This window comes from Micromonospora sp. NPDC003197, assembly GCF_053590565.1.
Genome location: NZ_JBSFTE010000002.1, coordinates 308843 through 335252, shown reverse-complemented (window position 1 = coordinate 335252; position 26410 = coordinate 308843). Strand labels below are relative to the sequence as shown.

Genomic DNA, 26410 nt, shown 5'->3' with positions numbered 1-26410 from the left:
TTGAGAGTAGCGACTGCGTTGGCAGGTGTGTCAGCTACCGACCCGCACCGACCACCACCAGGGTGTCAGCGGTCACATCGAGACGTCGGCCACCGCACTGGAGTCGGCGACCCCGGGACGCTCAGTGACCGCCGCCCGCCATATGCCGTACAGCGCGATCCCGGCCGCCACCACCAGCGGAGCACCATCACGGACCAGCCCGTCGACGCCGAGCAGGAACCAACACAACGGCAGATCCACCAGGAGTACGACCAACGTGACCACGACCAGCAGTCCGGCTGCCCAGCGTCGGCCTCGCAGTAGGAAGAACGTGCCGAAGAGCACCACGTAGCTGGCACCGAAGGAGGCGGCCAGCCAGAACACCACGACAGGTACGGCGAGAATCCGCCCGGCGAAGACCTCACCGACCGCCACCAGGCACGGCACCAGCATCAACGGGCTGTACGTGAACACCGCCGCCCGTACCGTGAGCAACCAGCCGGCGATCGGCGGACGCCGAGGCGGCACCTCCCGCCAGGAGATGCCCTGCCGATCGATGACGAGCCGCCCCGGGTGCCGCACCATGAACTCCCGTACCGACGGCGAGCGGTAGAGCAACCACACCACCGCCGCGCAGAGGACGGTCAGCGCGGCGAAGCCGAGCACGCCGGGTAGGGGCGGAGCGCCGGTACGGGGCACGACCAGTCGACCCACCGCGAAGACGGTGGTCACGGCCAGGATCAGCCCGAACGGGCGGGCAGCACTCCGACCCCGACGCACCTGACGGATCAGGACGAGGAAGCCCAACGAACGCAGCAGCGCCCAACCCGTACGTACTGCCAGCCCGAAGCCGGACTCCGGGGCGTACCGCCAGTTGAGCAGCTCGACCACGACGGTGGCCGCAGCGGTGACGACCAGCAGCGCGGTCAGGAAGCGGACAGCCGACGGCCGCCGGACCTTCGTCGCGGCGGCCGTCGTCATGTTGATGATGATGCCCGATCCGGGCCAGGGCTACGCCTGGCGCCCCTCGACCGCCTGCTCGGCGTCGAGGCGGGCACGCAGCGCGTCCAACTCCGCCCAGAGCACACCGGGCAGCTTGTCACCGAACTTGTCGAACCACTCGGTGATCAGGGGCAGCTCGTTGCGCCACTCGTCGACGTCGACCTTGAGGGCGATCCGGATGTCCTCACGAGTGAGGCCGAGGCCGTCGACGTCGAGCGCGTCGATGGTCGGCACCATGCCGATCGGCGTCTCGACCGCGTCGGCCTTGCCCTCGATCCGCTCGACGATCCACTTGAGCACCCGGGAGTTCTCGCCGAAGCCGGGCCACAGGAACTTACCGTCGGCGTCCTTGCGGAACCAGTTGACGTAGTAGACCTTCGGCAGCTTCTCGGCGTCACCGTCGACGCCCTTGCCCATCTCGATCCAGTGCCGGAAGTAGTCACCCGCGTGGTAGCCGATGAACGGCAGCATCGCCATCGGGTCGCGGCGCACCACGCCGACCTGCCCGGAGGCGGCAGCGGTGGTCTCCGAGGAAAGCGTCGCTCCCATGTAGACGCCGTGCACCCAGTCGCGCGCCTCGGTCACCAGCGGGACGGTGTCCCTACGCCGACCACCGAAGAGAATCGCGTCGATCGGTACGCCGCGCGGGTCCTCGTACTCGTCGGCCAGGATCGGGCACTGCTTGATCGGGGTGCAGAACCGGCTGTTCGCGTGGGAGGAGAGTTCCCCGTTCTCCGGGGTCCAATCCTTGCCCTTCCAGTCGATGAGGTGGGCCGGCGGCTCGCCCATTCCCTCCCACCAGATGTCACCGTCGTCGGTGAGGCCGACGTTGGTGAAGATCGAGTTGCCCCGGTCCAGCGTCCGCATGGCGTTGGCGTTGGTCTTCCAGTCGGTGCCCGGTGCCACGCCGAAGAGGCCGTACTCGGGGTTGAGCGCGTAGAGGCGGCCGTCCTCGCCGAACCGCATCCAGGCGATGTCGTCACCGATGGTCTCGACCTTCCAGCCCGGGATGGTCGGCTCGACCATGGCCAGGTTGGTCTTGCCGCAGGCGGACGGGAACGCGCCGGCGATGTGGTAGACCTTGCCCTCCGGCGAGGTCATCTTGAGGATCAGCATGTGCTCGGCGAGCCAGCCCTCGTCCCGGCCCATCACGCTGGCGATCCGCAGCGAGTAGCACTTCTTGCCCAGCAGCGAGTTACCGCCGTAGCCCGAACCGTAGGACCAGATCTCCCGGCTCTCGGGGAAGTGGGAGATGTACTTGGTCTGGTTGCACGGCCAGACCTCGTCCTGCGCGCCGGGAGCCAGCGGGGCACCGACCGAGTGCAGCGCGTGCACGAAGTCCGCGTTGTCGCCCATTCCGGCCAGCACCTTGCTACCCATCCGAGTCATTATGCGCATGGAGGCGACCACGTACGGGCTGTCGGTGATCTCGACGCCGAACATGGGCTGTTCGGCCTCCAACGGCCCCATGCAGAACGGGATGACGTACATCGTCCGACCGCGCATGCAACCGCGGTAGAGCTCCGTCATCGTCCGCTTCATCTCGGCCGGAGCCATCCAGTTGTTGGTGGGTCCAGCGTCGGCCTCGTCGACCGAGCAGATGAAGGTGCGCTCCTCCACCCGCGCCACGTCGGATGGGTCGGTACGTGCCCAGAACGAGTTCGGCTTGCGCTCTGGGTTCAATCGGACCAGCGTGCCGGCCTCTACCAGTTCGTCGGTGAGCTGTTGCCACTCTTCGTCCGAGCCGTCGACCCAAACGACCCGCTCAGGGGTGGTCAATTCGGCGACTTCGCGGACCCAGGCAAGCAGTTTCGGGTGGGAGGTCGGGGCCTGATCGATACCCCGAACAGTGGCCGGAGCAACCATGACACATCTCCTTGTGGTCGACATTGACCGGTATTGGGATGCACGACTCTGACGGGCGGTAACCGCTTCGCCTTCGTGATACCTGGGATTCCACTCAGCGTAAACCGGGGAAAGGCCCGGGGCAGCGGGACTGGTTGTGAAGAACTGCACAAGCTTCGGGCAAGCTGCCGCAACGCGAACTATTCATCGCTGCTACGCGCAGTTTCGCGCAAATCCTTCGAGTCCCATCGCTGATACCGGCCGGCTCCCACTAGGACAGTTGGCGGCTCGCTGCCGGCGGGACGGCTGACGGTTTGCTCTCCCGATGACGCCTGGACGGTTGACGGCTCATTCCGCTTAACTTCCCCACAATTGACAGAGGGTAACCGCAGCATCACAAATAACATTTCCGGATTTCGGCACGCCAACCAACCTCCCGGATCGACGTTGCTGCCGGTGAGTGGCGGCCTCAGCCGGTAGGCTCGAACCCGTGCCATCGACCGTTACCGGCGGCCAGCCGAGCCCTTCGGGCACCCGTCGAGGCCTCCGCCACCTACTCATCGACCGATTTGGCCACCTCGTCCGAGAGCTGGGCAAGTTTGGCGTTGTGGGCGGTTTTGCCTTCTTCGTAGACTTTGCGCTGTTCAACTATGCCGTCACCCGACTTGGCATGGAACGACTGACCGCGAAGACCTTCTCCACCGCAGTCGCGGCGACGATCGCGTTCGTCGGCAACCGGTTCTGGACCTGGCGACATCGAGAGCGATCCGGCATGGCCCGCGAATACTCGCTCTACTTCTTCTTCAACGCCGTGGGGCTCGGCATCGGCCTGGCCTGCCTCGCCATCAGCCACTACGGGCTGGGCGCCATCTGGCCCTCCGTGTTCAAGTCACTCCTGGCGGACAACATCTCCGCCAACCTGGTCGGCGCCGCCCTCGGCACCCTGTTCCGCTTCTGGTCCTATCGGCGATTCGTCTTCGTTGGACCGGCCGCACAGGACGCGCCCGATGCGATCACGAAGAGTGACTAGTCAGTGTTTCTCGCCCCATCCCCCAGCAGGCTCCCCGGTCCGCCCTTCTCGCTGCTTTAAGGTGTCTACATGCGTCTTGTCCGCCTACTGCCCGATCGCTGGCAGAAGTTCGTCCACGAGGCGCTGAAGTTCGGCATCGTTGGTGGCGCGAACACGATCATCAACTACGCAGTGTTCAACGCGCTCGCACTAACGGTATTTTCCAATGGTCAGTTGAAGGCAACGGTCATCGCGACCGTCGTCGCCACCATCACGTCCTATCTGATGAATCGGCACTGGACCTACCGGGACCGGCCAAAGTCGGCGATGCGCCGGGAATACGCACTGTTCTTCCTGTTCAACGCCACCGGGCTGATCATCGAGTTGGGTGTCCTGGCAGTGGCGAAGTACGGGCTGGGCGTCTCCGGGCTGCTGGCGATCAACGTCGCCAAGACCGCTGGCCTGGTCCTGGGTACCGCGTTCCGGTTCTGGTCCTACCGCACCTTCGTCTTCCGGCCGGTCCCCGTCGCCACCACAGCACCGGTCGCCGACGGCGCCCTGGCCGTTGACGGACCCGAGCACGACGAGCACGCTGGCGAGATCCTGGCCGAGCTGGATCCGGTCGCAGAATTCGCCGAGGCGGTGGCCGAACTGGAAGAGACGATTCCCGACGATTCCCCCACCAGCACTGCTACCGCGCCTCAGGCCCGGACGGCACCGGACACCGACTCGGCCCTCGACGCCACCCTCGGCCGGCTCGTCCCGGTAGACCGCGAACTCACTGCGGTGGACCGCGATCGCACCGCGATAGACCTCGCCAACTCGATCGATGCCGAACTGGAGGCTGAGCTCGCCGCCGAGCTGCACGCCGCCAGCCAACGGCCCTCGAGCCGCTGACCACCCCCGCCATGTTGTCCGGCACGGGTGCCCCCGCCGAGCTGTTCTTCGAGGATCTGACCCCTGGGCGGAGTTTCGACCTCGGGATCGTCGACATCGACGGGGTCGAGATGTTGGCCTACGCACGTCGCTTCGACCCGCAGTGGTACCACGTCGACGCGGCGTTGGCCGGGCAGAGCCACCACGGCAGGTTGATCGCCAGCGGCTTCTACACGATGAGTCTTCTCATGCGCGCCTATGTGGATGGCCTGCTGTCCAAGGCCGCCGCCGACGCGTCCCCCGGGCTGGAGGAACTCCGCTGGCTGGCCCCGGTGCACGCCGACGACCGGCTCGCCGTACGGGTCGACGTGGCGGGAAGCAAACCGTCGACCGCCCGCCCCGGGCTCGGCACCGTCACCCTGATCGGCACGATGATCCGGCTGAACGCCGACGGCCAGCCCGAACGCGAGGTGCTGCGGACCCGCTTCCGAGGCTGGTTCGCCATGCGGGCCGGAGCCGACCACGCCACGCAGGCCGAGGCTTAGACCGCGCCACGCAGGCCGGGGCCGACCAACCGGCTCCATCAGGAGCCGGCCCGCAGCCTCCCCGGCCTCGTTGACTACTACCCAACCTCGCTGACCGATACCCGGTCTCGTTGACTACTGCGGCTGCTCGCGCAGCGGTTTGCCCTCGTTCATGTCGGCAAGGATGTTCCGCATCTCGCCGTCACCGAGCGAATGCTTGTCGTTATGGTCCTCCACCAACTCGTAGAGCTTGGTCTGCACCTGCTCCACTCCCGGAATGTCGACCAGCACCGACTGGCCCCGCTCACCGGCCGACTCGATGGTCAACGTGCCGCAACCGAGCAGCCGTTCAACGAACCGCTGGCTCATCGAATGATCGTTGACCCGGCCCAGCGGGATGTCCCGGCGCTCCCGCGCGAGCACACCGTGCTGAAGCAGCACCCGCTCGTTCGTGAACAGATAGTGGGTGGTGCGCCAGACCAGGAACGGCCACAGGCTGAGCCACCCCACCAGCGCCAGGCCGAGCCCGGCGATGACGTAGAGCCCGATCGTGCCGGCACCGCCCTCGGGCAGGAACACGGAGCCGACCACCACTGCGGCGATGGCGAGCACCAGCACCAGCACCGGCCGGATCAGTGCCTTCCAGTGCGGATGCAGATGCAGTACGACATGCTCGTCCTCAGTGAGCACGTCTTCGGGGAAAGCCACGCCAACCTCCTCGTGTACGCGAATGTCCGCGCTGACCGTAGCGGCTCCGGTCCACGAGATGGCGTACCTGACGGTCGGGACTTTTTGCGCCGCCCCGACCAGAGTGGTCCGGTCCGCTCCTCAGCGAAGGTGCAGGATGTCCCCGGCGGCCACCCGGTGCTCGCCGACGGCGGACTGGACCACCAGCTGACCGTCCGGGTCGACACTCGTCGCCTCGCCGATCAGATCGACGCCCGTTGGCAACAACACCCGCACCTGGCGACCGATGGTGTCGCAGGAGTCGAGATAGATGTCACGTAGGCCGCACGCCTCCGCGTCCCCGTCCACCGCCCGCCAACGGCCGTACCAGGCGGCCAGCGCGCGCAGCAGGGCCCGCAGCAGCGGATCGCGGTCGGTGACCGGGGCACCGGCCAGCCGCAGGGAGGTGGCGGGCAACCCGGTCGGGTTCGGCGGCAGCTCGTCGACGCGCAGCGTGACGTTGAGCCCGATACCGAGCACGATGGCGGGCGGCTGGCCGGAGTCGGCCGCCGGCAACGCCTCGGCCAGGATCCCGCCGCACTTCGCCCCGCCGATCAGCAGGTCGTTCGGCCATTTCAGGGCCGCCTCCAGCTCGGTCAGCTGGGACACCGCCTCGACCAGCGCGACGCCGGCCAGCAGCGGCAGCCAGCCGTACCCGGAGGGGGGTGCGGGTTTCCAACCGTGGTGCGCATCCGCCTCGCCGGGCCGGAACAGCACGCTGGTCGCGATGCCCGCGCGGGCCGGCGACTGCCAGAGGCGACCGCGCCGCCCCCGGCCGGCGGTCTGCCGCTCGGCGACGATCACCAGCCCTTCCGGCTCGCCGGTCCGGGCGGCGGTGGCCACGTCCTCGTTGGTCGAGCCGGTCTCGGCGCGCAGCTCCAACCGGTTCCACGGCCCGTACGGGGTGACCAGCGCCCGACGCAGCCGGCGTTCGTCCAGCGGCGGACGGTCCAGATCCGTGTACGGCGAGCCAGGCATCCGCTCAGCCTACGACCCCTCAACGTCGGTCGAAGGCTGGCCACCATTGGCGATTGAGGGGAAGTGCACAGCGCCAACGGGCTTAACCATCGTTACGATCGCTGGCGTGACTGGGCAGCAGAGTGCGACCGAGGTAGACATCCACACCACCGCGGGCAAGCTGGCGGACCTGGAACGACGTACCGGCGAGGCAGTGCACGCCGGCTCGGCGCGGGCCGTGGAGAAGCAGCACGCGCGGGGCAAGAAGACCGCTCGGGAACGAATCGAGATGCTGCTCGACGAGGGCTCCTTCGTCGAGCTGGACGAGCTGGCCCGGCACCGGTCCACCAACTTCGGGCTGGAGAAGACCCGCCCGTACGGGGACGGTGTGGTAACCGGCTACGGCACCGTCGACGGCCGGCAGGTGTGTGTCTTCGCCCAGGACTTCACGGTCTTCGGCGGCTCGCTCGGCGAGGTCTTCGGCCAGAAGATCGTCAAGGTGATGGATCTGGCCATGAAGATCGGCTGCCCGGTCGTCGGCATCAACGACTCCGGTGGTGCCCGCATCCAGGAGGGTGTGGTCAGCCTCGGTCTCTACGGCGAAATCTTCTTCCGTAACGTCCGCGCCTCCGGGGTGATCCCGCAGATCTCGCTGGTGATGGGGCCGTGCGCGGGCGGTGCGGTTTACTCCCCCGCCGTCACCGACTTCACCGTCATGGTCGACCAGACCTCGCACATGTTCATCACCGGACCGGACGTGATCAAGACGGTCACCGGTGAGGACGTGGCAATGGAGGAACTGGGCGGGGCACGCACCCACAACACCAAGAGCGGCAACGCGCACTACCTCGCCACCGACGAGGACGACGCGATCGACTACGTCAAGGCACTGCTGTCGTACCTGCCGGCCAACAACCTGGACGACCCGCCGGCGTACCCGGCCGAGGCGATCCTCGACGTCACCGACGAGGATCGGGAGCTGGACACCCTGGTGCCCGACTCGGCCAACCAGCCATACGACATCCACCAAGTGATCGAGCATGTCCTGGACGACGGGGAGTTCCTGGAGGTCCACCCGCTCTACGCGCAGAACATCGTGGTCGGCTTCGGCCGGGTCGAGGGCCGCCCGGTCGGTGTGGTCGCCAACCAGCCGATGCACTTCGCCGGAACACTGGACATCGCCGCCTCGGAGAAGGCAGCCCGGTTCGTCCGTACCTGCGACGCGTTCAACATCCCGGTACTCACCTTTGTGGACGTTCCCGGCTTCCTGCCCGGCACCGGCCAGGAGTGGGACGGCATCATCCGCCGGGGCGCCAAGCTGATCTACGCGTACGCCGAGGCCACCGTCCCGAAGATCACCGTGATCACCCGCAAGGCGTACGGCGGGGCGTACGACGTGATGGGCTCCAAGCACCTCGGGGCCGACCTCAACTTCGCCTGGCCCACCGCCCAGATCGCGGTGATGGGGGCCCAGGGGGCGGTCAACATCCTCTACCGGTCCGAACTGGCCGCCGCCGAGGACCCGGCCGCCGTCCGGGCCGAGAAGATCGCCGAGTACGAGGACACCCTGGCCAACCCGTACATCGCCGCCGAGCGCGGGTACGTTGACGCGGTGATCGCCCCGCACGAGACCCGGGGGCAGATCGTCCGGGGGCTACGGGTGCTGCGTACCAAGCGGGAGACCCTGCCGCCGAAGAAGCACGGCAACATCCCGCTGTAGTGCGCTGGGACGGGCCGGGCCGGGGTGCACGCCGACAGGGCGGGGCGAGACCGTGTTCCAGCTCTCAGCCGGTCACACTGCACCGACCCGGCCCGTCCTCTCCGCATGACACGTATCGCACTCGTTTCTGACAAGCAGGCAGGCTGGCTGACTCGACTCGCGTTCCGGGTCGCCCAGCGCATGTACGGCGAGGTACCGGAACCGTTCCGTGCCGCCGCCCACCACCCCGCGCTGATGTGGACGTCGGCGGTGCACGAGATGACGTACGGGAAGGCCGTAGGCCGCCTCGACGCGGCGCTACGGGACCTGGTGGTGCACCGGGTGGCCACGAGAGTCGGCTGCTCGTGGTGCGTCGACTTCGGCACCATGCTCACCCTCAGGGCCGGCTTCTCCGTGGAGCGGCACCGGGAGCTGAGCCGATACCAGACCTCGGACGCCTTCACCGAGCTGGAGAAGCTCGCCCTCCGGTACGCCGACGCAATGACCGACCTGCCGATGGACGTCACCGACGAACTGGTCACCGCGCTTCGGGAACACCTCGACGAGGCACAGTTGGTCGAGCTGACGTACTCGATAAGCCTGGAGAACATGCGGGCCCGGACCAACCACGCGCTCGGCCTGACCGCCCAGGGCTACACCAGCGGGGACGCCTGCCCGGTGCCCTGGGCGACGCAGATCAGCGAGGCTGCTCCGCAGAGCTGAGCTGTGGTGGCAGCCGTGGTGACAGTCCAGTGAGCGGGGCCGGGTTGAGCCGTGGTGGCAGCCCGGTGAGCTTGGTCGGGTTGAGCTGGTCGTAGATGTGGGCGATCCGGCCCGACTCGTCGAACGCGAACGCCATGCTGAACCGCAGCGCCGAGCCTTCAGGCCGGGACAGCTCCACCAGCAGCCCCAGGTCGCCGTTGACCAGAATCGGCTCGACCAGCAGCGTGCCGCTTTCGTCCACCGCCCGACGCAATATGCCCAGCAGGAACCGCGCCACCTTCTCCGCACCCACGATCGAGCGCCGGCCGGCGTTGATCACACCGCCGCCGTCGCCGGTCGCGGTGACGGTCGGCGCGAGTACGCCCAGCAGCGCGTCCAGGTCACCGGCCTCCACGGCCCGGACGAAGGCGTCGACCACTCGACGCTGCTGCGCCGGGTCCGGCCGGTGCCGCGCTGAACCGTCCTCGGCCGCCACGACCCGCCGGGCCCGGGAGGCGAGTTGGCGGACCGCCACGTCGGTGCTGCCGAGCAGGCTGGCGATCTCGGGAAACGGGACCGCGAACACGTCGTGCAGGACGAAGGCGACCCGCTGTTCCGGGGTCAACCGTTCCATCACCACCAGCAGGGCGTAGCTGACCTCGTCCCGGCGTACCGCCCGGTCGGCCGGGTCGGCGGCTTCGCCCTGCTCCGGGCTGGCCGGTAGCCGGGACACGATCGGCTCGGGCAGCCACGGCCCGACGTACGCCTCTCGGCGTACCCGGGCCGAGCGCAACGTGTCGAGGCAGAGCCGGCCGGTGACGGTGGTGAGCCAGCCCCGAAGCTCCTGGATACCGTCTCGGTCGGCGGCCTGGTAGCGCAGCCACGCCTCCTGTACGACGTCCTCCGCCTCGGTGCGGCTGCCCAGCATCCGGTACGCGACCGCCATCAGGTACGGCCGGTGCTGCTCGAACTCCGACGTCAGTTCCATCGCACCGGCACGGTCAATTCCATCGAGCGGTCACGGTCATTTGCTCAGCCTACGAACCGTGGGAATGGCCTGCGCGGCGGCATCCCGCAGCCACGACACCGTCTCGGCGGCACCCGGGTATCGTGCGGTCGACAACACGGTGGCGAGTCCGAGTAGCTGCTCCTGTGGCAGTGGATGCCCTTCTCGGCTGGCCAGTCGCAGCCGCAGCGTCCTACCGTCGGCACCCACCACCGACAACTGCGGCAGCGGTGGAGCAAGCTTCCTCGGCCTGGGAACCATGTCCAGTGCCACCGACCGGGCCGTCGCCAGATCAACGGTCCGCTGCCGCAGCACCCGTACGGTCAGCTGGGTGCCGCTCAACCAGGCTCCCCTGCAGACGACGGCAGCAACCATCAGCACCGAACAGAGTGCCGCCGGCACCATCAGGATCACCGCCACCAACGGGGGCAACCACTTCGCCTCATCAGCGATGGAGTCGGCGATTCCCCACATCACCAGTTGCCCGATCATGTATCCGACAAAGGCGGCGGAGGCGGTGATCAGGACGCCGAGGAACGCCTCCGTCGCGATCCGCAACGATCGGGCGTGCGTGAATCCGACGGAGAGGTGAAATCGGGGCGACATCGTCTGCACAGCGCCCAGGATCGCACGGTATCGCGCCAACGCAGAACTTCGATACCTGCGCTACTTTGCTGCCGCGCTTCAACGCCGCGCTTCAACGCCGCGCTTCGCCATCGTGCTGCTACGGAATCGTCAGGCCAAACTCGGTGAGTATCGGGCCAGCGAGCAGGCTTGCGCCGACCAGCAACGCGATCAGGTTGATGACGCCGAACAGGCCGACCCAGAACAGCGCAGGTAGCCGGGTCACGCCGGCGAGTTGGTCCGCGTCTGACTGGGGCATCCGGCCCCGACTGCGCAGGGACTGCAACTCGCCGACCGGTCGTACCCCGCCGATCAACAAAAACCAGACCCCGGTGTACGCGAACGCGGCCTGCACGTCCGGCGAGGCGTACCAGGAGACGCCCAGTACGACCGCGGTGGTGACCACGATCGACACGATGCCGAAGACGTTGCGGATCATCACCAGCATGGCGAGCAGCAGTACGACCGCAACCCAGAGCAGCAGCGTGATCCGGTTGCCGCCGAGCAGCCAGGCACCGGCCAGCCCGACGAGCGAAGGCGCGATGTAGCCGGTGAGCAGCGTCAGCACCATGCCGAAGCCGGTCGGTCGGCCAGCGGACAGGGTCAGCCCGGAGGTGTCCGAGTGCAGCCGGATGCCGTGCAGCCGGCGCCCGGTCAACAGGGCGGCGAGTGCGTGGCCGCCCTCGTGGGCGATGGTGATCGCATTGCGGCCGATCCGCCACGGCAGCCGGGTCAGCACCACGACGAGCGCGATCAGCCCGGTGATCAGGACGAGCAGCGGTGGTGGGTCCGGCTGTGCCCCGAAGAGCCGGTCCCAGAGGTCGGTGAGCCCGTCAATCGACAACATGGGCCGCGAGCCTAACCCACCCGGGCAAGCTCGCCCACCACCCACATCGTCGGCCCTCTGCGAGACTCGGGGCATGACGAACGGAGCAGGGGGTGGGTGATGGCCTTCCTTGAAGGGCACCTCGGCCCGTGGACTGAGCCGGAATACTTCGCCCTGGGCGAGACCCCCAACCGAATCGAACTCCTCGACGGGAGCCTGATCGTAAGTCCAACGCCGAACAAGCGACACCAGCACCTGTCGCGGCGGCTGGCCAACTCCATCGAGATGGCAACCCTATCTGGGCAACTCTCGGTCTATGAAGCCGTCAACGTCCGACTCCGCTCTGGTCGGATCGCCATCCCAGATCTGGTCGTCGCCGAGACGGACGACGAAGGCGCGGTGGTAGAGGCAGCCGAGGTACGTCTAGTCGGCGAGATCGTTTCCCCCGGCAATGCCGCTGCTGATGGCGTCGTCAAAATGCAGCTCTACGCGATCGCCCGCATCCCGTGGTACCTCCTGGTCGAACAGGATGTTTCGACACTCACGCTGCGGATGTTTCGCCTCGACGGCGAGCACTACGTAGAACACGCTGTCGCCAAGTCTGGCGAGACACACTTCAGATCGCTGAGCCGTTCCGGCTCAACCTCGACCCGGCCGCCCTGTTGCGCTGACCCGGTAAGGCCCGTTCACTCGTTCCGCTCCGCCACGAACACCCCGACCCCGGACATACCCTCGACCATCCCCTTGGCCTTCAGCCAGTTGATCGCCCCACGGACGACCGTGATCGAGACACCGTATTGAGCCCGAAGCTCAGCAGTGCTCGGCAACTGGGCACCAGGTGCCAGCTCTCCTGACTCGATCTTCCCGGTCAGGTCATTGATGATCTGTTGAGTCTTTGAGGTAGGCATCTCTCACCCCTTGGTCCGCACCGCCATTTGATCACGGTCGACACGGAAGCCACAAGCCTCAAGATGCAGCAGGATGCATCAGGTCTTGCCCTAAGCCCTCCTTATGCATAAGGTTGCACATGGCCGATCCCCTTGGTCCGCAGCCCTGGCGGAATCGGTCCCCTCGCGCGCGGCGGCTCGTGCTCGTCCCCAGAGTGCTCCCCGCGAGCCGTCGCGCGCCACCTCGACTCCCCAGGAGGTACCGGGTGGAGCGCATACGCGCACTCGTCATCTTCCGCCGACATCAACCCTCCCCGCTGTGGCGGCTACTGCGCATCCCGCGCTGCCGCTACTGCCGTCGCCGCTGGCCCTGCGGCCCGTACGACCAGGCCCGAACCGCGCTGCTCGGCCACGACCGCGAGGACATCGGCGCGATCATCCGGGCCCAGGCCCGCCGGTGTACGACGTGACCACCCCTGCCGACCTCGACCGCTGGGCATTGCGTGGCCTGGTGCACTGCGGCTACTGCGAGGAACCGATGCAGCCAGCCCAGCAGGACGGCCAGCCTCGGTCGTACCGATGCTTGTTGCCGTGCGGACGCAGCGCGACGGACGCGAACGGTCTGGAGCTGATGGCGTTCCGTACGGCGGTGGCGGCGCGTACCGATTGGGGCGCGACCATCCGACGGAGCGACCTGGCGACGCTGGCCGCCGACACCTGGGTACGGATCGTCGTCCACGGCGACCTGTCGGACGTACGCTTCGTCCCTGCCTGATCGCCCTCCCACGTTGATCAAGAGATTTGCGTCATCCTGAGGCCCTCAGGCTGACGCAAATCTCTTGATCAACATGTAACAGGGGTGGTGGATACGGGTCAGCGGATCGGAAACCGCTGTCGCGGGGACGTGTGTACGGGTATCCGGGCCGACATGGGGACGCGGGCGGGTGCGGCATTCCGAGCGGGAACGCTACGGTGCAGAGCCAGCCAGGCACCTACCGTAGCGACGGCTACGGTTACGACGCTTGCGAGGGCGATCAGTGCGACCATACCCGCGCTGGCGATAATCAGCGCCACGTCCCCAACGGCGATCAGCATCCACAGTGCCACGGTGGGCTTCGTCGGGTTCAATCGGTTGCTCATGTCGTACCTCCTCTCGTCGTACCGTCACTGGTACCCAGAGGAGAGAGCGTTTATACGCGGTCGTCCCGAACAGGGCGGAACCCATCCGCCATGACGTTGAAAATCGCCTGCTTAGCCTGACACTTTGAGGATGGCCGAGAACACCGTCCACCCCGACTGATGTCGGACCATGGACGCCTGACATCGAGAACATATTGCTGCGCCCCCTCGGCCTTCGCCGGTATGGCAGTCCACGATGCGTTGGCCTCAATACGACTGCTACCCCAGACCACCCACGAGCCTCAGAGGACGTCTGCTTCACCTTTATGTCAGTAGCGGCCGATTCGCGCCTCAACCTCGATAGCGCAAAATGTCCGACCCGATCCAGAAAGAGCGCATCTCGCCGGACGCAGACCCGACCAGAATAGGAGCATTTCAACCCTCGATCGTGTCTGGTTCACCTACACCCCGAAATCAGCGGACATGGCGTCCGTCGAGCCAGCGGCAGGCCGCCGTACTCCTACACCATGACGGCACGACGAGCCTATCCATCCGATCTGTCCGACGCCCGGTGGACACTGATCGCACCCCGCCTGACTGCCTGGCGACAGGCCCGCACCGATGCCGGCGTCGGCGGTCGCACCCCCACCCACGACCTGCGCGAGATCTTCAACGCCATCCTGTACGTCAACCGCACCGGCATCGCCTGGCGCTACCTACCGCACGACTTCCCGCCGTACCGCACCGTCTACGGCTACTTCGCCGCATGGAGCAAGGAAGGCATCTTCACCGAGCTGAACTACAACCTCACCGGCCTTGTGCGCGACCACCACGGCCGCACGATCCACCCCACCGCGTCCATCATGGACAGCCAGAGCGTGAAGACCTCCACCAACGTCCCACTGTCCACGCAGGGCACCGACGCTGGGAAGAAGATCGTAGGCCGTAAACGCGGCATCATCACCGACACCCTCGGCCTCCTCCTCGCCGTGATCGTCACCGCCGCCAGCGCCAGCGACAACACCATCGGCATCGACCTACTCGACCACGCCAAGGCCACCTACCCCACCCTGACCAAGACCTGGGTCGACGCCGGATTCAAGACCAAGGTCGTCGAACACGGTGCCGCACTCGGCATCGACGTCGAGACCGTCACAAAGGATCCACAAGCCAAAGGCTTCTCGGTGGTCAAACGACGCTGGGTCGTCGAACGCAGCATCGGCTGGCTCATGCAACATCGGCGCCTGGTCCGCGACTACGAAGCCCGACCCGACAACTCCGCCAGCATGATCACCATCGCCATGATCGACAACCTCGCCAAACGCCTCACCGCCGAAAACACCCAAACCTGGCGAGACGACTAAACCGCCATAACACACAAAGTACGTGAATCAGACGTCCTCTCAGAGGACGTCTGATTCACGGGACGGCGCGGGACGGACGATCACAGGTTGCCGACCTGCCGCAACGTCACACCCGGCTGCCCGCCGGGACGGCCCGACCGGCGTCCCGACTCGCCCCACAGCGACTTCGGCGTGGGCTTGGCCAGCCCACCCGACGACGGCGGCTTCGACGACTCAGCCGAGGCCACCTTCAACCGGGCCTCAAGCTCGACGATCCGACCCAACTCCTGCTCCAACCGGCTGGTCAGGCCACAACAGCAGTCCGCAGCACCGCGTTCTCCGCGAGGAGTCCTCATACAAAGGCAGAGCAGGTTCGGGGCGGGCCCGACAGATCAACGAGCCGTGACACCACCGGCGACACGGGGAGATCAAAAACAGCACCTATCCAGCTACAAGCAGGTGAGTCTTAATACCAAACTTGAGAGCAAACCTCAAGCTTCAGGGGTCGATTTAGTAAAAATCCACGCCGACCTTGACGTATGCCGATTGCTAGATAGACTTGCCCATAGTCGATCTTCTATTTTATTGGAGCACCATGCACACTTGGACGATGAGAGCACTCTCAACACTCACGCTAATGTCCACCATTTTTGGAGTTGCAACTCCACCAGCCTCCGCATCAACACCCAGTCGCCAGACTACACTAGACATTAGCCTCAAAAAGAAGAGCATGTCGCCGTGCAAAGTCACCCCCAGAGCCGGACAAGGAAACCTTAACATTCGCACCGGGCCAGGACTCGAATACGGCGTCTGGGGCACTCTATACGCAGGCAATACAATGGATGCCGTATGCACCAACACGTCAGGAGGAACATATACCGCTTGCGGTTCTACAGACAACAGATGGATTGAGGTTTGGCCAGATTCGTGGACTACCGGCAAATGGGTTGCCTACTGGTGCGTGATATGGTCAGAAGGCCCATTCGTATCGGAAACCCGCTGACCAAAACTCGCTTCACTCTAGGGTTTACCTCGCAAGCCAAAAACCTCGCTCACTAATTCTAGTATCACCGAGTTGATCCAACCGTCAGGAGTGGGCTGCACTAAGCTTCCACGCTTAGCACAGCCCACTCCTGTTAACCGATGAAAGAGCCACTAGCGGTTCCTCAACGCGATCCATTGGGCGAAAAGGCATGGACTCACCGTGACGTGACTTGCCCGAACGACACGGGCCACGAAGGATCCATTCAAGCTACGACGGACAATCAAGGCCCTCATATTACCCAGAACAACAGCCCCGGAAGTCGCCCGCCTACTCAAGGTCCAGCAGCGGTTGATCAACTACGAACCGGACGAAAACCAGCCGCGATGATCTCGAAGTTGGCCAGGTTGGCCTCCCACTGATCCGCTGGTGTATCCCAGCGAATCGCATACCCCTTGTCCTTCGCGGTGACGAACCCACGGTTGCGGACGTGGATGGTTCGCCCGTTTGAAGTCTGTGTCCACTCCCAGTCGGCCGCCTCGTCCCAATAGTCGACCTTCTGGATCGTCACCCGGCGGTAGTTCGGCATACCGCCCTTGCGCCGACCCTCTTGATCCTTCCAGTCGGCGACTGCATCCTTCAGCGGCCGCTTGGTTTGATCGATGAGTAGCATTCTCCCTCGACCGTCTCGGAAGTACACCCGAACGTCCTCGGGACCGTAAGGTTTGAACGACTCCCGCTGAACCGACCATCCATTTGGCACCGGCACCTTGAACCCGGTCGGGTCCTCATACAGATACCAGCCGGCCGGCACGACGGGCTCGCCAAGACCGGTCGGTGTCGCGCTGGGGGTCTGCGCGGCTGTCGACGACGGGGCCGCCGACTGGCTGCCCGCCGAACTCGTCGCACCCGCTCCGGTCCCCGGCCCAGATTCGTCGTCCGAGTCACGGTTGGCCAGCGGCACGATCACGAACAACGCGAGCAGCAGCGCCGCGACGCCACCCGCCACCCACGCCCACCGCTTTCCGGTTAGGAAGGGCCCCTTGTTATCGCTTTCTGCCTGTGAAGGGTCCCTTCCTAACACCGGAGCGCTGCCGGACGCCGGGGCGGGCATCCGGGCAGTGGGTGCAAATGTCGGGGTGCGCTTCGTCTCGTCGTCAGCCGGAGACGATGCGGTAGCCGGCGACGACGCGGTAGCCGGTGTCCGTGCGGCAGCCGATGGCAGGACCGTTGTCTTGGCGGCCGGCGGCAGGGTCGCGGCCGGAGGTGACGACTGCTGGACCGACTTCTGGACCGGCGGTGGGGACGGCTGCTGTGCCGACGGTGGCGTCTCGGCGGGACGGGGTGCGGGAACAGTCGAGCGCTCCTCGCGCGGACCATTCGGCCCGGGCCGACGTACGCCGTCGAGCAGTGAGATGGGCCCCCGCGACCGCTTGCTGGTGACCCGGCGCAGCAGCCGCTCCGCCACCTCGGCATTGATCCGCTGTGTCGGATCCTTGCGGAGCAGGCCGGCAAGTACGGCCTTGAGCGGCCCGGCGTTCTTCGGGGGTGGTGGCGGTTCCGTCGCCAGCGCGGTCAACGTCGCGATCGCCGACGATCGGGCGTACGGCGATTGCCCCTCCACTGCGGCGTACAAGGTCGCGCCCAGCGACCACAGGTCCGCCTCGGGGCCGGTCGTACCGTCCCTTGCCCGTTCAGGGGCAATGTAGGCGGGCGACCCGAGCACCAGCCCGGTACGTGTCACGGTCGGGTCGCCGGGAACGGTCGCCAACCCGAAGTCGGTCAACACCACCCGGCTGTCGTCACCGATCAACACGTTGCCCGGCTTGACATCCCGGTGCAACATGCCGGCCTTGTGTGCCGACTTCAACGCCCCGAGCACGGCCAGGCCGATCTCGGCAGCGCGAGCCGGTGACACTGGCCCATCGTCGGCGAGAAGGTCCTGCAACGAGCGGGACGGGACGTACTCCATGACGATCCAGGGATCACCATCGGTACGGAGTACGTCGAAAACCCGGACCACGTTGATGTGGTTGAGTCGCGCGATGGCCCGCGCCTCGCGGAGAGACCGCTCGCGCATCTCCCGACGCTCTTCCGGGGTCAGCCCGGGTGGCGGCACCAGCTCTTTGATGGCAACGTCACGGTGCAACACCTCGTCACGGGCCATCCACACACGACCCATGCCCCCCTGACCGAGCGGCTTCACGAGCCGGTAACGGTCAGCAACAATTTGAGGAAGCGCGTCGGACATCCCGTGGACGGTACCCGGCGTGGAGCTTGGTCACACTCGCGGCACGCGCATTGTGAGGCGTCCGTCAACTGGCAACGTCGTACTCTCGTCATATGTCTTCGCAGGAGCCGGTCTTTCGGGTAGTCCGTGGCGTACCGACGGTAGCGGAACTCGCCGCCCTGGTCGGTGCGTTCGCCACCCGTTCTCGACCCGCCGCGCCACCAGCGCCACCAGCCACTTCGGCATGGGTACGCAGCGGACGCCCCCGCGCCACTAGCGCAGCCGCCCTGCCGGTGGAGCGTGGCGTCGATGCCTGGCGGCTCTCCGGTCGCCCCAGCTGAGCCCGATACGGGCTGCCGACACTGGCCGTAACCGACTAACCTCAGTGAGCGGCAGGGCCGTCGTTGGGCTTGGGGAGGGCCAATGATTCCTGAAGAGGATCAGGGACCACGTTGGCTACGCGGTTACGGTGACATCGAAGCCGACATCAGCCGCATGGACGAATTCGCCGCCAACCTGCGCAACGACCTGGTCAAGAACTACATCCCACACCTGCAGCTCATCAGCGACGACGTATCCGTCGAGCTACCCCCCGTGAACGTCAATTTCGGTGAGCTCTACTCGTTTCTCACGGAACACCACGCCTCGATAACCGAGACCCACGGCCTGGTGTACGACTACCAGAACATCACCAACAGGTTTGCCGAAGCCGCCAGGAAGATCAGCGAGAATTACGCGAACAGCGACGCGTTCGCGGCTGCACGAGTGAAGGATGTCGAGGCGATCCTCGGCCCGAAACCGGAACATCCAGCTCGGAACCCGCCTGAGTCCCCGGCGCAGCCCTGGGAGACAACCTGATGATCAAGCGTGACGGTAGCAGCACCTCCGGTACGAGCTGGCAGTCCTATGATGTCGCGAGAATTTGGGAACTGGTCAAGGATCACCACACCGACAACCATTGGAAGCAGGTCGCTGGCTGGCGAAAGACGTATGAGTTGACGCAGACTCACATGTCGCACCTGAAGCAGTATCGAGCTGGCTTGGTTGAGGCTTGGCCACCCGGGAAGAGCGAAGCGGCAGGGCTCTACATCGCGTACCTGGACCATCTCATAGAAAATGTCCAACAGACCTACGAGACCGCTCAGGCGAACTACACCACGCTCTCTGCCGCCACCATGGCTATCAGCCAAACCCGCGAAAAGGTCCGCAAGCTCTACGACGAATACACCCTGAAGAGACAACAGAAACACGAGTACGACCAGCGCGTCGCTGCCGATCGAGATTCACTACTTCCCGGCACCTCTACCGGCAAGCCGCCGGTCACCGATCCCGAACTGGAACGCCTGAACGAGAGTGCTCGCGGCCTCATGGTCGGCCTGAGCGGCGAACTCGTCGAAGCACGAGTACAGATCAGGCAGCCCCCACGCTATAACGGAAAGACACCCATAGATGATCCGCCCGGATCAACGCCGCCTGGCGACGGGACCCTGCTGCCCCCAGCTATTCCGCCGATTGTGCATGTAGGACTACCGCCCGCCCTACCGCCAGCTAGCAGCCCACCGAACGCTGTTCCAGTCCCAACGCCAACCACACCTGGCAGCGGGCCGGTACTCGGTGGCAGCAGCCCACCATCAACGATTCCGCTCCCAGCCAATCTTGCCCCACCCGCCTCTATCCCTTCCACTTCGCCACCAAATACCTTTAGCCCGGTTGGCGGCCTCACGCCGCCGTTCTCAACCGGCCCAAGCCCCACTCCTCCCTTCCAAAATGGAACAGGTGCATCCATCAAGCCAGGTACGGGTGGTATGGCAAACACGACTCGCGCTATGCCTCCCGGCGGCCTAATCGGTAGCACGCCCACAGGAGGCATAGGCCATCCCCGGTCGGGTGCTGCGATCCGCAGAACAAATCCTGTCGGCGGAGTGATTGGTGGCAACCAAGGGCAGACAGCTTCAGCAAAACTCAGAAGAAGACCCGGCCACAACGACGATGAGGAACGCCGGTGGGATCCCGATAATCTTTGGGAAACAGCGGAGGGCGTGACTCCTGTCGTCCTACCACCGCCTGAGCCTGGTCTAATAGACCCTGGCCCTTCGATCGGATTCAATCGGTGAGCACTCGCGCCCTAAATGCCATAATCGCCGCAGTCTGCGCCTCAGTAGTTGCCGTACTGCCAGCAACTCAAGCTCGCGCAGACCAAGTTCGCGACGAACAGTGGCACCTCCGATTCCTGAACGCCGAGAAGGCCCATTCGATCACGCAGGGAGAAGGAGTAACCGTGGCTGTCATAGATACCGGCGTCGACCCTCACCCTGACCTACGAAACAACCTGCTACAAGGCATTGACGTCGCGAGCGGCGGACTAGGGAATGGCCAGGGCGATGAGCGTTCGCACGGCACCGGCATGGCTGGCCTAATTGCCGCGCATGGGCGAAGCCCTGGCGTTGGCGCTCTCGGCATCGCACCCCGCGCCAAAATCATTCCAATACGGGATGAAACCTCATCAGATGCGGGAAACGGGGACAAGATAGCGCAGGGAATACGTTACGCAATAACCCGCCAAGCAAAAGTAATCAGCATTTCTTCAAGCAGCAACTCATCTAGATCGCTAAGCGAAGCCGTTGCCGCAGCCATCGCAGCCGATATAGTTGTCGTCGCTGGCGTCGGAAACAGCCCTCAGAGCCTCGGGGTCACCTTCCCGGCAGCGATCAAGGGTGTCGTTGCGGTTGGCGCAACAGACAGGAATGGAACCCGGGCCGCGATCTCTGTAACCGGCAAGCAGCTCGCGCTCATGGCACCCGGCGTCGAAATTCGGAGCACCGGAAGTGACGGGAAATACCGAATCGGTACCGGCACTTCAAACTCGACCGCAATCGTCGCGGGGGCGGCGGCGTTGGTGCGGAGTAAGTACCCGGAGCTCTCCGCCGAAGAGGTCATACACCGGTTGACCGCCACCGCTGCGGACAAGGGTGCACCCGGACGCGACGAGGAGTACGGCTACGGCGTACTCGACCTGGTTGCGGCGCTGACGGCAGACGTCCCCCCGCTGGAGCCCGCAGCGGCCAGCGCGACCCTGACTCCTGCAGATACCGATACGACCGCTCTACCCGACACCAGCGCCTCGGACAGCAGCAGGCTCAGCACGGCCGCCATCGTGTTCGCGGCACTCGCCGCCCTGGCGGTCGGAGTCGCACTGATCGTCTTGGTGCGCCGCCGACGAGCGACGAGCGACAAATAACGCACTGCACTGCCCGAAAAGCTCCTGACCCAACGTTTACTCGGCAACTTTATCGGCGCTTGCGCCAGTATCGACGAAGCGTCGAATAACCTTCTCGGAGCCACCGAGGTGCATCTGTCCTTGAATCGTCATAGGCACTATTGGCTGCAGCTCCGAACCGACCAATCTTGGATAGGCCCCAGGCCCGAATCGGGACATCACCGACCCAAACCAGAACATGCCAACCGCGATCAGATACGAGTTCGATATTTTCGACATCCCGCCAAGCAATGCGATGACTACGTAAAGGATTAACTAGCTGCAGATGATCGCCGTGCACCACTACCCGTAGCACCGCCATCCGCAACAGCCCCACCGATACGACGATCAAGAAAACCAGCGCTAGCAACAACTGACCGAAGGAAGATCCGAAGTCTCCATCGACAAGAATCGCGAATGTCGCACTTAGCGTCGATACCGTGCACGCCACCCCAAGTAGCCCATAGAACCAGGCATCAACAGTCGAACGTAGCGTTAGACGTTTAGTCACAGAGATATCTTCTCAGGCTCGTCAAGGGGAACTAGTCAACGCCAACGCAGTGGAGGACGAAGATGACGTTCACCGTCGACGCGGAGGCAATAGAACGCGTCTCTGCACTCCTACAGCGGAATCGCGAACGCGTACCGGAGATCACAGGCTACATAGATAGACACCTTGCGAAGGGAACTGCGGAACAGCTAGGAGGTCAAGGACTACCTGCATGGTTCACCTTCAATCACGATGAGCTGATAGAACGGGCCGAAGAACGACTAGACTGGGTATCTAGGGTCTGGCACAGCGCAGCGGTCAACTTTGCAGCCAGCGCCGCCGATTATCGAAGGGCCGACAGGTCGGCCGCCGCCAACCTGGACAACCAGCTTCCTCGCGCATCCCGCCCCCCAATACCCCCCACCACGCCAGACCAGTGGCCGAGCCACGCACGCGTCACTTCTACCTTCCAAGATGTTGCCGATCCGTTGGACAACCTGCGACAGGGCCCACCTAGCGATGTGAGCGGCATGCAGCCCAAAGTTGCAGAGATCGCGAAATGGATCGGCAACATCAATGATGTAGTAAGCATGAACTGGTGGCTACGCGAGGTCGTCAAGGAAATGTACGGGAGGGATGCCATAGAGGACGTCCTCCAAATATTCTCTGGCGATTGGCAAGTGTTCGCACGCTACGGCCATGCCTGGTTGAACGCCGGAGGTGCGGTAAGCGACCTTCGGAGCAATATCGAATACGTCGACGACGCCTTGGCATGGTCATGGTCAGGCAATGCCGCCGAAAATGCGATCCTCTACCTCCAACAGCTCGCCGACGCGATGAAGCTCGAGAAAGATTTCTACGACTATCTTTTCGAGATCTGCGAAGGCTACGTAGAGGTCGCCTATTGGGGCTATCAAGTACTGAACTATCTCGTCGGACAACTCATCGACCTGGCGTTGGAAGCCATTGGAATCTTTACTGGCCTCTTTAGCGGCGGCTGGGGAACCATCATTGACGCCATAATCGCAGTCGCTGATGCGATCATGTTCATCGTCGACTTCTTCCGACAGCTTTACCATGGCTGGCAGCTTGCCGCAGCAGTTATTGGACTCCCCAGCGTAGAGCCCCCTTCGGATCTTCCAAAACTCTTGCTCTCCGACCCAGATCCAGCCGGCCGCAACTGCATTGCCACACCTGCCCCGAGGTGAAGACTTGACCATTAACTTACCCAACATTCCAATCGACTCGACACGCATCGAACGTGCGCACACCTTGATCCGCCGCCAAGCTGAGACCCTCCCTCCGAGCGGCAACCCACTTACCGACGAAATTCGTCGCGAGATTGCTAATGGCCGAATCCGAGGACGCGACCTTCTTCAGATAGACGCCTACCGCGAACACCTCCAAGATCGTGCCACCAAATTCGTCGATCGCTACCGACAGCTAAGCGCCGACGATCGTGCGGCATTGTTGAGCAACGCCGAGCAAGAGGAGGAGAGCGCGACGGAAGGCTCATCCCACAACTCCCCTCCACCAACGGGTTTTGACAGATGAATATCGGTGCCACATACGACACTTGCGACCTCATGCTCTGATGTGCCAAGAGTCGGCGGGGCTCGACCGGGTAGCGTCAGTCGTCGTGCGTACAACCACACGACCGCGCCTCGTCCTCGCCTCAGCGAGCCCGGCGCGCCTCAAGACGCTGCAAGCCGCCGGAATCGAGCCCGAGGTGCTGGTCAGCGGCGTGGATGAATCCACGGCTGACGAGACCCAGGGGGCGGGTTACCTCAGTCTGACCCTGGCCAAGTTGAAGGCGGAAGCGGTCGCCGAGCGGCTCGGGCCGACCAGCGAGCCGGGCACTCTCGTACTCGGGTGTGATTCTGTGCTTGCCTTCGACGGCGAGATCCTTGGCAAGCCGACGGACGCGGCGGATGCGACCAAGCGCTGGGAGCGGATGCGGGGCCGCAGCGGGATACTGCACACCGGGCACTGCCTGATCGACCTGACGAATGGCCGGCAGGTCGCCGAGGTCGCCGCCACCACCGTGCATTTTGCCGACCTCTCCGACGACGAGATCGCGTCGTACGTGGCGACCGGTGAGCCGCTGCACGTAGCAGGCGCGTTCACCATCGACGGCCTGGGCGGGCCGTTCGTCGAGCGGGTGGAGGGCGACCCGGGTACGGTCGTCGGCCTCTCCCTGCCGTTGCTGCGCAGAATGCTTCGCGACCTCGACCTGCGCATCGTCGACCTGTGGACAAATGCCTGGCCGCCACCCGGTCCTGGGCCGCTCGGTTCCGCCCCGCTCGATTAGCGTCTGATCGTGACCATCAAGCCGCTGCCGCTGACCGAAGAACTTCACACCTATCTCGTGGCGCACGGTTCGCCGCCGGACGAGATCGCCCGGGCGTTGACCGAAGAGACGATCGCTCTGCTGCCCGACGATGCGCAGATGCAGGTCGCCCCGGAGCAGGCGGCGCTGCTGACCTTCCTCACCCGGCTGATCGGGGCACGTCAGGCGGTGGAGGTGGGCACGTTCACCGGCATGTCGTCGCTGGCGATCGCCCGCGGGCTACCCGCCGACGGGAAGCTGACCTGCTTCGACATCTCCGACGAGTTCACCTCGGTGGCTCGCCGGTACTGGGACCGGGCCGGGGTGAGCGACCGGATCGAGCTGCGCATCGGCCCAGCGGCCGAGTCTCTTCGTACGCTGCCGACCGAGCCGTACCTCGACCTGGCCTTCATCGACGCGGACAAGATTGGCTACCCGGTCTACTGGGACGAGCTGGTGCCGAGGATGCGGCCGGGCGGCCTGATCGCGGTCGACAACGTACTGCGTGGGGGTCGGGTGCTGGCCCCGCGCAACGAGAGTGACCGCGCGATCGCCGCCTTCAACGACATGGTCCGCACCGACGAGCGGGTCGACGTGGTGATGCTGCCGGTGGCCGATGGCTTGACCCTGGCCCGCCGGCGCTGATCAATCAGGGACGACCGGACAGCCAGCCAGGAACGACCGACCGGACAGCCAGCCCGGAACGACCGACCGGACAGCTCTCCGGGTTACGGTGCTGCTCGTGCCTCTTCGTGGTTAGGAAGGGGCCCTTCCTCTACAGAATGCGATAACAAGGGGCCCTTCCTAACGCGAAGGCGGAGGGCGAGGAGCGCGGACGCGGCGATGAACACCGGCAGCAGCAGGAAGGCCAGGTGCGAGCCGACGCCGTCGGCCACCCACCCGAGTACGACCGGCGCGATCCCGAACCCCACCGCCATCGAGTACGACGAGTAGCCGGCCGCCCGGTCGGCCTGTCCTTCGGCAGCGGCCAGGGCGAGCGAGATGCCCAGCGGGTAGTGCATGGCGTTGCCCAGCCCCATGATCATCAGCCCGGTAACCGCGATCCAGCCGACCGGGGACACCCAGAACAGGGTGAAGCCGAGCAGCGAGACCGACAACGCGCCGAGCAGCAGCGGTACGGGGGCGACCCGGAGGGCGATCCGCCCACCGACGAGCCGGCCGAGGAACATGCCGCCCACGATCGCGGCGAGCGCGGCGGAGGCCGCTCCCCGGGACAGGCCGGCGTGGGTGCGCAGCACGTCGGCTCCCCAGAGGGAGAGGCACACCTCGATCGAGCCGGTGAGACTCATCAGCGCCCAGGCCAGCCAGTAGGCCCGGGGCAGCCGCCCCGATCCGGTTTCGGCAGCCGCGACAGCGGTGGCGGCCTTCGGTAGGCGTACCCGGAAGGTGACGGCGGCGAGCGCGACGAGCGCGATCAGGGCGACCTCGACGGCGAGCGCCGGTCGCCAGCCAAGCCCGGCGCTGACCGCGGCGCCGATGACGAGGGGGGCCAGTACGCCCACGCCGGCGCAGGCGGCGTTGGCTTCGCTGATCGCGGCGGGTGCGGCGGACCGGTGGTGGTCGGCGAGCACGGTGTTCACCCCGCAGACCACCATCGTGCCGAAGGTGGCGGCGACGACGACGGCGGCGAGGGTGGCGGGCAGTGGCCGGAGGGTGGTCAGGCCGATGGCCCCGGCGGCTACCCCGGCGAGGCTGCACCAGAGCACCGGTCCCCGGTCGAACCGACGGGTCAGTATCGGGAAGAGGTACCCGCCGATCAGGGCGCCGAGGGCGAGGCTGGTGCTGTGCAGGCTGGCGACGGCGGCGCTGGTGCCCTGTTCGTCGCGGAGCAGGGGTACGACCGGCCCGAAGCCGTAGAGGAAGAAGCCCCATACGCCCAGTTGGGCATAGGTCAACCAGGTGATTCTGTCATGGATGAGGCGGGGCACGGTCGTTACGCTACCGGTTGCGCGGGCCAGTGCTCCGCCCTTCAGGGCGG

29 protein-coding genes and 1 pseudogene are annotated in these 26410 nt (G+C 65.3%); 17 read left to right on the top strand and 13 right to left on the bottom strand.

Going from position 1 to position 26410, the window contains the following annotated elements; genetic code table 11:
- Positions 1-72 precede the first annotated feature (72 nt).
- Both ACWDV4_RS03785 and ACWDV4_RS03780 read right to left on the bottom strand, forming a co-directional pair.
- Positions 73-960 carry a hypothetical protein gene (locus ACWDV4_RS03785; protein ID WP_449974602.1) on the bottom strand — a complete coding sequence of 296 codons (888 nt, stop codon included), beginning with the start codon at positions 958-960 and terminating at the stop codon, positions 73-75.
- A 30-nt stretch (positions 961-990) separates the two neighbouring features.
- On the bottom strand, positions 991-2847 hold the full coding sequence (locus tag ACWDV4_RS03780; RefSeq protein WP_449974601.1) for a phosphoenolpyruvate carboxykinase (GTP): 1857 nt from the start codon (positions 2845-2847) through the stop codon (positions 991-993).
- Positions 2848-3316: 469 nt separating this feature from the next.
- Here ACWDV4_RS03780 and ACWDV4_RS03775 point away from each other — a divergent pair, with 469 nt between their 5' ends.
- The 3 genes from ACWDV4_RS03775 (at position 3317) to ACWDV4_RS03765 (ending at position 5256) form a co-directional block, all read left to right on the top strand.
- A complete protein-coding gene (locus tag ACWDV4_RS03775; protein WP_449974600.1) occupies positions 3317-3856 on the top strand; it encodes a GtrA family protein in 540 nt (179 codons plus the stop codon).
- Positions 3857-3925: 69 nt separating this feature from the next.
- Positions 3926-4732, top strand: a complete 807-nt coding sequence (locus tag ACWDV4_RS03770) for a GtrA family protein (protein WP_449974598.1) — start codon at positions 3926-3928, stop codon at positions 4730-4732.
- Between the two features lie 11 nt (positions 4733-4743).
- Positions 4744-5256 (top strand): MaoC/PaaZ C-terminal domain-containing protein, encoded by a 513-nt coding sequence (locus ACWDV4_RS03765; RefSeq protein WP_449974597.1) that lies wholly within the window; start codon positions 4744-4746, stop codon positions 5254-5256.
- A 114-nt stretch (positions 5257-5370) separates the two neighbouring features.
- Here the strand turns inward: ACWDV4_RS03765 and ACWDV4_RS03760 are convergent, their stop codons facing one another.
- Positions 5371-5943, bottom strand: coding sequence for a PH domain-containing protein (locus ACWDV4_RS03760; protein WP_449974596.1), 573 nt, complete (start codon positions 5941-5943; stop codon positions 5371-5373).
- Positions 5944-6063: 120 nt separating this feature from the next.
- The gene (locus ACWDV4_RS03755; RefSeq protein ID WP_449974595.1) at positions 6064-6939 is read right to left on the bottom strand and encodes a biotin--[acetyl-CoA-carboxylase] ligase; all 876 of its coding nucleotides are present in this window, start codon (positions 6937-6939) and stop codon (positions 6064-6066) included.
- A 106-nt stretch (positions 6940-7045) separates the two neighbouring features.
- Between ACWDV4_RS03755 and ACWDV4_RS03750 the strand changes: the two genes are divergently transcribed.
- A complete protein-coding gene (locus ACWDV4_RS03750) occupies positions 7046-8638 on the top strand; it encodes an acyl-CoA carboxylase subunit beta (protein ID WP_449974594.1) in 1593 nt (530 codons plus the stop codon).
- Positions 8639-8743: 105 nt separating this feature from the next.
- On the top strand, positions 8744-9340 hold the full coding sequence (locus ACWDV4_RS03745) for a carboxymuconolactone decarboxylase family protein (protein ID WP_449974593.1): 597 nt from the start codon (positions 8744-8746) through the stop codon (positions 9338-9340).
- Here the strand turns inward: ACWDV4_RS03745 and sigJ are convergent.
- From sigJ to ACWDV4_RS03730, 3 genes are all read right to left on the bottom strand, one after another.
- The gene (gene sigJ / locus ACWDV4_RS03740; RefSeq protein WP_449974591.1) at positions 9315-10307 is read right to left on the bottom strand and encodes an RNA polymerase sigma factor SigJ; all 993 of its coding nucleotides are present in this window, start codon (positions 10305-10307) and stop codon (positions 9315-9317) included. The genes ACWDV4_RS03745 and sigJ overlap by 26 nt on opposite strands.
- Positions 10308-10343: 36 nt before the next feature.
- Positions 10344-10940, bottom strand: a complete 597-nt coding sequence (locus ACWDV4_RS03735) for a hypothetical protein (RefSeq protein ID WP_449974590.1) — start codon at positions 10938-10940, stop codon at positions 10344-10346.
- 109 nt (positions 10941-11049) lie between these two features.
- Positions 11050-11796 carry a M50 family metallopeptidase gene (locus ACWDV4_RS03730; protein WP_449974589.1) on the bottom strand — a complete coding sequence of 249 codons (747 nt, stop codon included), beginning with the start codon at positions 11794-11796 and terminating at the stop codon, positions 11050-11052.
- A 99-nt stretch (positions 11797-11895) separates the two neighbouring features.
- Between ACWDV4_RS03730 and ACWDV4_RS03725 the strand changes: the two are divergent.
- Positions 11896-12327 (top strand): annotated as a pseudogene (locus ACWDV4_RS03725) (Uma2 family endonuclease); the annotation flags it as partial.
- Positions 12328-12461: 134 nt separating this feature from the next.
- On the opposite strand, the gene ACWDV4_RS03720 reads toward ACWDV4_RS03725, so the two are convergent.
- Positions 12462-12683 carry a winged helix-turn-helix domain-containing protein gene (locus ACWDV4_RS03720; protein ID WP_449974588.1) on the bottom strand — a complete coding sequence of 74 codons (222 nt, stop codon included), beginning with the start codon at positions 12681-12683 and terminating at the stop codon, positions 12462-12464.
- Positions 12684-12928: 245 nt separating this feature from the next.
- On the opposite strand from ACWDV4_RS03720, the gene ACWDV4_RS03715 reads away from it, so the two are divergent.
- Both ACWDV4_RS03715 and ACWDV4_RS03710 read left to right on the top strand, forming a co-directional pair.
- Positions 12929-13132 (top strand): hypothetical protein, encoded by a 204-nt coding sequence (locus ACWDV4_RS03715; protein WP_449974587.1) that lies wholly within the window; start codon positions 12929-12931, stop codon positions 13130-13132.
- Positions 13129-13437 carry a zinc ribbon domain-containing protein gene (locus tag ACWDV4_RS03710; protein WP_449974586.1) on the top strand — a complete coding sequence of 103 codons (309 nt, stop codon included), beginning with the start codon at positions 13129-13131 and terminating at the stop codon, positions 13435-13437. Before ACWDV4_RS03715 ends, ACWDV4_RS03710 begins: the two co-directional genes overlap by 4 nt.
- Before the next feature lie 98 nt (positions 13438-13535).
- On the opposite strand, the gene ACWDV4_RS03705 is transcribed toward ACWDV4_RS03710, so the two are convergent.
- Complete coding sequence (locus tag ACWDV4_RS03705) at positions 13536-13802, bottom strand: hypothetical protein (RefSeq protein ID WP_449974585.1); 267 nt, start codon at positions 13800-13802, stop codon at positions 13536-13538.
- 506 nt (positions 13803-14308) lie between these two features.
- Here ACWDV4_RS03705 and ACWDV4_RS03700 point away from each other — a divergent pair.
- Positions 14309-15145: an IS5 family transposase gene (locus ACWDV4_RS03700; protein ID WP_449974584.1), complete on the top strand. Its 837-nt coding sequence runs from the start codon at positions 14309-14311 to the stop codon at positions 15143-15145.
- A gap of 80 nt (positions 15146-15225) precedes the next feature.
- On the opposite strand, the gene ACWDV4_RS03695 is transcribed toward ACWDV4_RS03700, so the two are convergent.
- Positions 15226-15480: a DUF6444 domain-containing protein gene (locus ACWDV4_RS03695; RefSeq protein WP_449974582.1), complete on the bottom strand. Its 255-nt coding sequence runs from the start codon at positions 15478-15480 to the stop codon at positions 15226-15228.
- 981 nt (positions 15481-16461) lie between these two features.
- On the bottom strand, positions 16462-18357 hold the full coding sequence (locus ACWDV4_RS03690; protein WP_449974581.1) for a protein kinase domain-containing protein: 1896 nt from the start codon (positions 18355-18357) through the stop codon (positions 16462-16464).
- 92 nt (positions 18358-18449) lie between these two features.
- On the opposite strand from ACWDV4_RS03690, the gene ACWDV4_RS03685 reads away from it, so the two are divergent.
- The 4 genes from ACWDV4_RS03685 to mycP all read left to right on the top strand — a co-directional run bounded on the left by ACWDV4_RS03685 (position 18450) and on the right by mycP (position 21574).
- On the top strand, positions 18450-18677 hold the full coding sequence (locus tag ACWDV4_RS03685) for an acyl-CoA carboxylase epsilon subunit (RefSeq protein WP_449974579.1): 228 nt from the start codon (positions 18450-18452) through the stop codon (positions 18675-18677).
- Between the two features lie 154 nt (positions 18678-18831).
- Complete coding sequence (locus tag ACWDV4_RS03680; RefSeq protein ID WP_449974577.1) at positions 18832-19194, top strand: hypothetical protein; 363 nt, start codon at positions 18832-18834, stop codon at positions 19192-19194.
- A complete protein-coding gene (locus ACWDV4_RS03675) occupies positions 19194-20450 on the top strand; it encodes a hypothetical protein (protein WP_449974576.1) in 1257 nt (418 codons plus the stop codon). Before ACWDV4_RS03680 ends, ACWDV4_RS03675 begins: the two co-directional genes overlap by 1 nt.
- Positions 20447-21574 (top strand): type VII secretion-associated serine protease mycosin, encoded by a 1128-nt coding sequence (mycP, locus tag ACWDV4_RS03670; RefSeq protein ID WP_449974574.1) that lies wholly within the window; start codon positions 20447-20449, stop codon positions 21572-21574. Before ACWDV4_RS03675 ends, mycP begins: the two co-directional genes overlap by 4 nt.
- A gap of 49 nt (positions 21575-21623) precedes the next feature.
- Here the strand turns inward: mycP and ACWDV4_RS03665 are convergent, their stop codons facing one another.
- Positions 21624-21914 (bottom strand): PH domain-containing protein, encoded by a 291-nt coding sequence (locus ACWDV4_RS03665; protein WP_449974687.1) that lies wholly within the window; start codon positions 21912-21914, stop codon positions 21624-21626.
- 251 nt (positions 21915-22165) lie between these two features.
- On the opposite strand from ACWDV4_RS03665, the gene ACWDV4_RS03660 reads away from it, so the two are divergent.
- Genes ACWDV4_RS03660 through ACWDV4_RS03645 form a run of 4 tightly spaced genes read left to right on the top strand, consistent with a single transcriptional unit; the run spans position 22166 to position 25056 of the window.
- A complete protein-coding gene (locus ACWDV4_RS03660; RefSeq protein WP_449974573.1) occupies positions 22166-23290 on the top strand; it encodes a hypothetical protein in 1125 nt (374 codons plus the stop codon).
- 4 nt (positions 23291-23294) lie between these two features.
- On the top strand, positions 23295-23636 hold the full coding sequence (locus tag ACWDV4_RS03655) for a hypothetical protein (protein ID WP_449974572.1): 342 nt from the start codon (positions 23295-23297) through the stop codon (positions 23634-23636).
- Positions 23637-23676: 40 nt separating this feature from the next.
- Entirely contained in the window at positions 23677-24393 is a 717-nt protein-coding gene (locus ACWDV4_RS03650) for a Maf family protein (RefSeq protein WP_449974570.1), read from the top strand.
- Between the two features lie 9 nt (positions 24394-24402).
- On the top strand, positions 24403-25056 hold the full coding sequence (locus ACWDV4_RS03645; RefSeq protein ID WP_449974569.1) for an O-methyltransferase: 654 nt from the start codon (positions 24403-24405) through the stop codon (positions 25054-25056).
- An 83-nt stretch (positions 25057-25139) separates the two neighbouring features.
- Here the strand turns inward: ACWDV4_RS03645 and ACWDV4_RS03640 are convergent, their stop codons facing one another.
- Positions 25140-26360 (bottom strand): MFS transporter, encoded by a 1221-nt coding sequence (locus ACWDV4_RS03640; RefSeq protein ID WP_449974568.1) that lies wholly within the window; start codon positions 26358-26360, stop codon positions 25140-25142.
- Positions 26361-26410: the final 50 nt, after the last annotated feature.

Excerpts from the sequence above, each read along its gene's own strand:
- ACWDV4_RS03785 (WP_449974602.1), bottom strand. The coding sequence starts at position 960 with ATGACGACGGCCGCCGCGACGAAGGTCCGGCGGCCGTCGGCTGTCCGC.
- ACWDV4_RS03780 (WP_449974601.1), bottom strand. The coding sequence starts at position 2,847 with ATGGTTGCTCCGGCCACTGTTCGGGGTATCGATCAGGCCCCGACCTCC.
- ACWDV4_RS03770 (WP_449974598.1), top strand. The coding sequence starts at position 3,926 with ATGCGTCTTGTCCGCCTACTGCCCGATCGCTGGCAGAAGTTCGTCCAC.
- ACWDV4_RS03765 (WP_449974597.1), top strand. The coding sequence starts at position 4,744 with ATGTTGTCCGGCACGGGTGCCCCCGCCGAGCTGTTCTTCGAGGATCTG.
- ACWDV4_RS03755 (WP_449974595.1), bottom strand. The coding sequence starts at position 6,939 with ATGCCTGGCTCGCCGTACACGGATCTGGACCGTCCGCCGCTGGACGAA.
- ACWDV4_RS03745 (WP_449974593.1), top strand. The coding sequence starts at position 8,744 with ATGACACGTATCGCACTCGTTTCTGACAAGCAGGCAGGCTGGCTGACT.
- sigJ (WP_449974591.1), bottom strand. The coding sequence starts at position 10,307 with ATGGAACTGACGTCGGAGTTCGAGCAGCACCGGCCGTACCTGATGGCG.
- ACWDV4_RS03730 (WP_449974589.1), bottom strand. The coding sequence starts at position 11,796 with ATGTTGTCGATTGACGGGCTCACCGACCTCTGGGACCGGCTCTTCGGG.
- ACWDV4_RS03720 (WP_449974588.1), bottom strand. The coding sequence starts at position 12,683 with ATGCCTACCTCAAAGACTCAACAGATCATCAATGACCTGACCGGGAAG.
- ACWDV4_RS03705 (WP_449974585.1), bottom strand. The coding sequence starts at position 13,802 with ATGAGCAACCGATTGAACCCGACGAAGCCCACCGTGGCACTGTGGATG.
- ACWDV4_RS03700 (WP_449974584.1), top strand. The coding sequence starts at position 14,309 with ATGACGGCACGACGAGCCTATCCATCCGATCTGTCCGACGCCCGGTGG.
- ACWDV4_RS03695 (WP_449974582.1), bottom strand. The coding sequence starts at position 15,480 with ATGAGGACTCCTCGCGGAGAACGCGGTGCTGCGGACTGCTGTTGTGGC.
- ACWDV4_RS03690 (WP_449974581.1), bottom strand. The coding sequence starts at position 18,357 with ATGTCCGACGCGCTTCCTCAAATTGTTGCTGACCGTTACCGGCTCGTG.
- ACWDV4_RS03685 (WP_449974579.1), top strand. The coding sequence starts at position 18,450 with ATGTCTTCGCAGGAGCCGGTCTTTCGGGTAGTCCGTGGCGTACCGACG.
- ACWDV4_RS03680 (WP_449974577.1), top strand. The coding sequence starts at position 18,832 with ATGGACGAATTCGCCGCCAACCTGCGCAACGACCTGGTCAAGAACTAC.
- ACWDV4_RS03675 (WP_449974576.1), top strand. The coding sequence starts at position 19,194 with ATGATCAAGCGTGACGGTAGCAGCACCTCCGGTACGAGCTGGCAGTCC.
- ACWDV4_RS03665 (WP_449974687.1), bottom strand. The coding sequence starts at position 21,914 with ATGGCGGTGCTACGGGTAGTGGTGCACGGCGATCATCTGCAGCTAGTT.
- ACWDV4_RS03660 (WP_449974573.1), top strand. The coding sequence starts at position 22,166 with ATGACGTTCACCGTCGACGCGGAGGCAATAGAACGCGTCTCTGCACTC.
- ACWDV4_RS03650 (WP_449974570.1), top strand. The coding sequence starts at position 23,677 with ATGTGCCAAGAGTCGGCGGGGCTCGACCGGGTAGCGTCAGTCGTCGTG.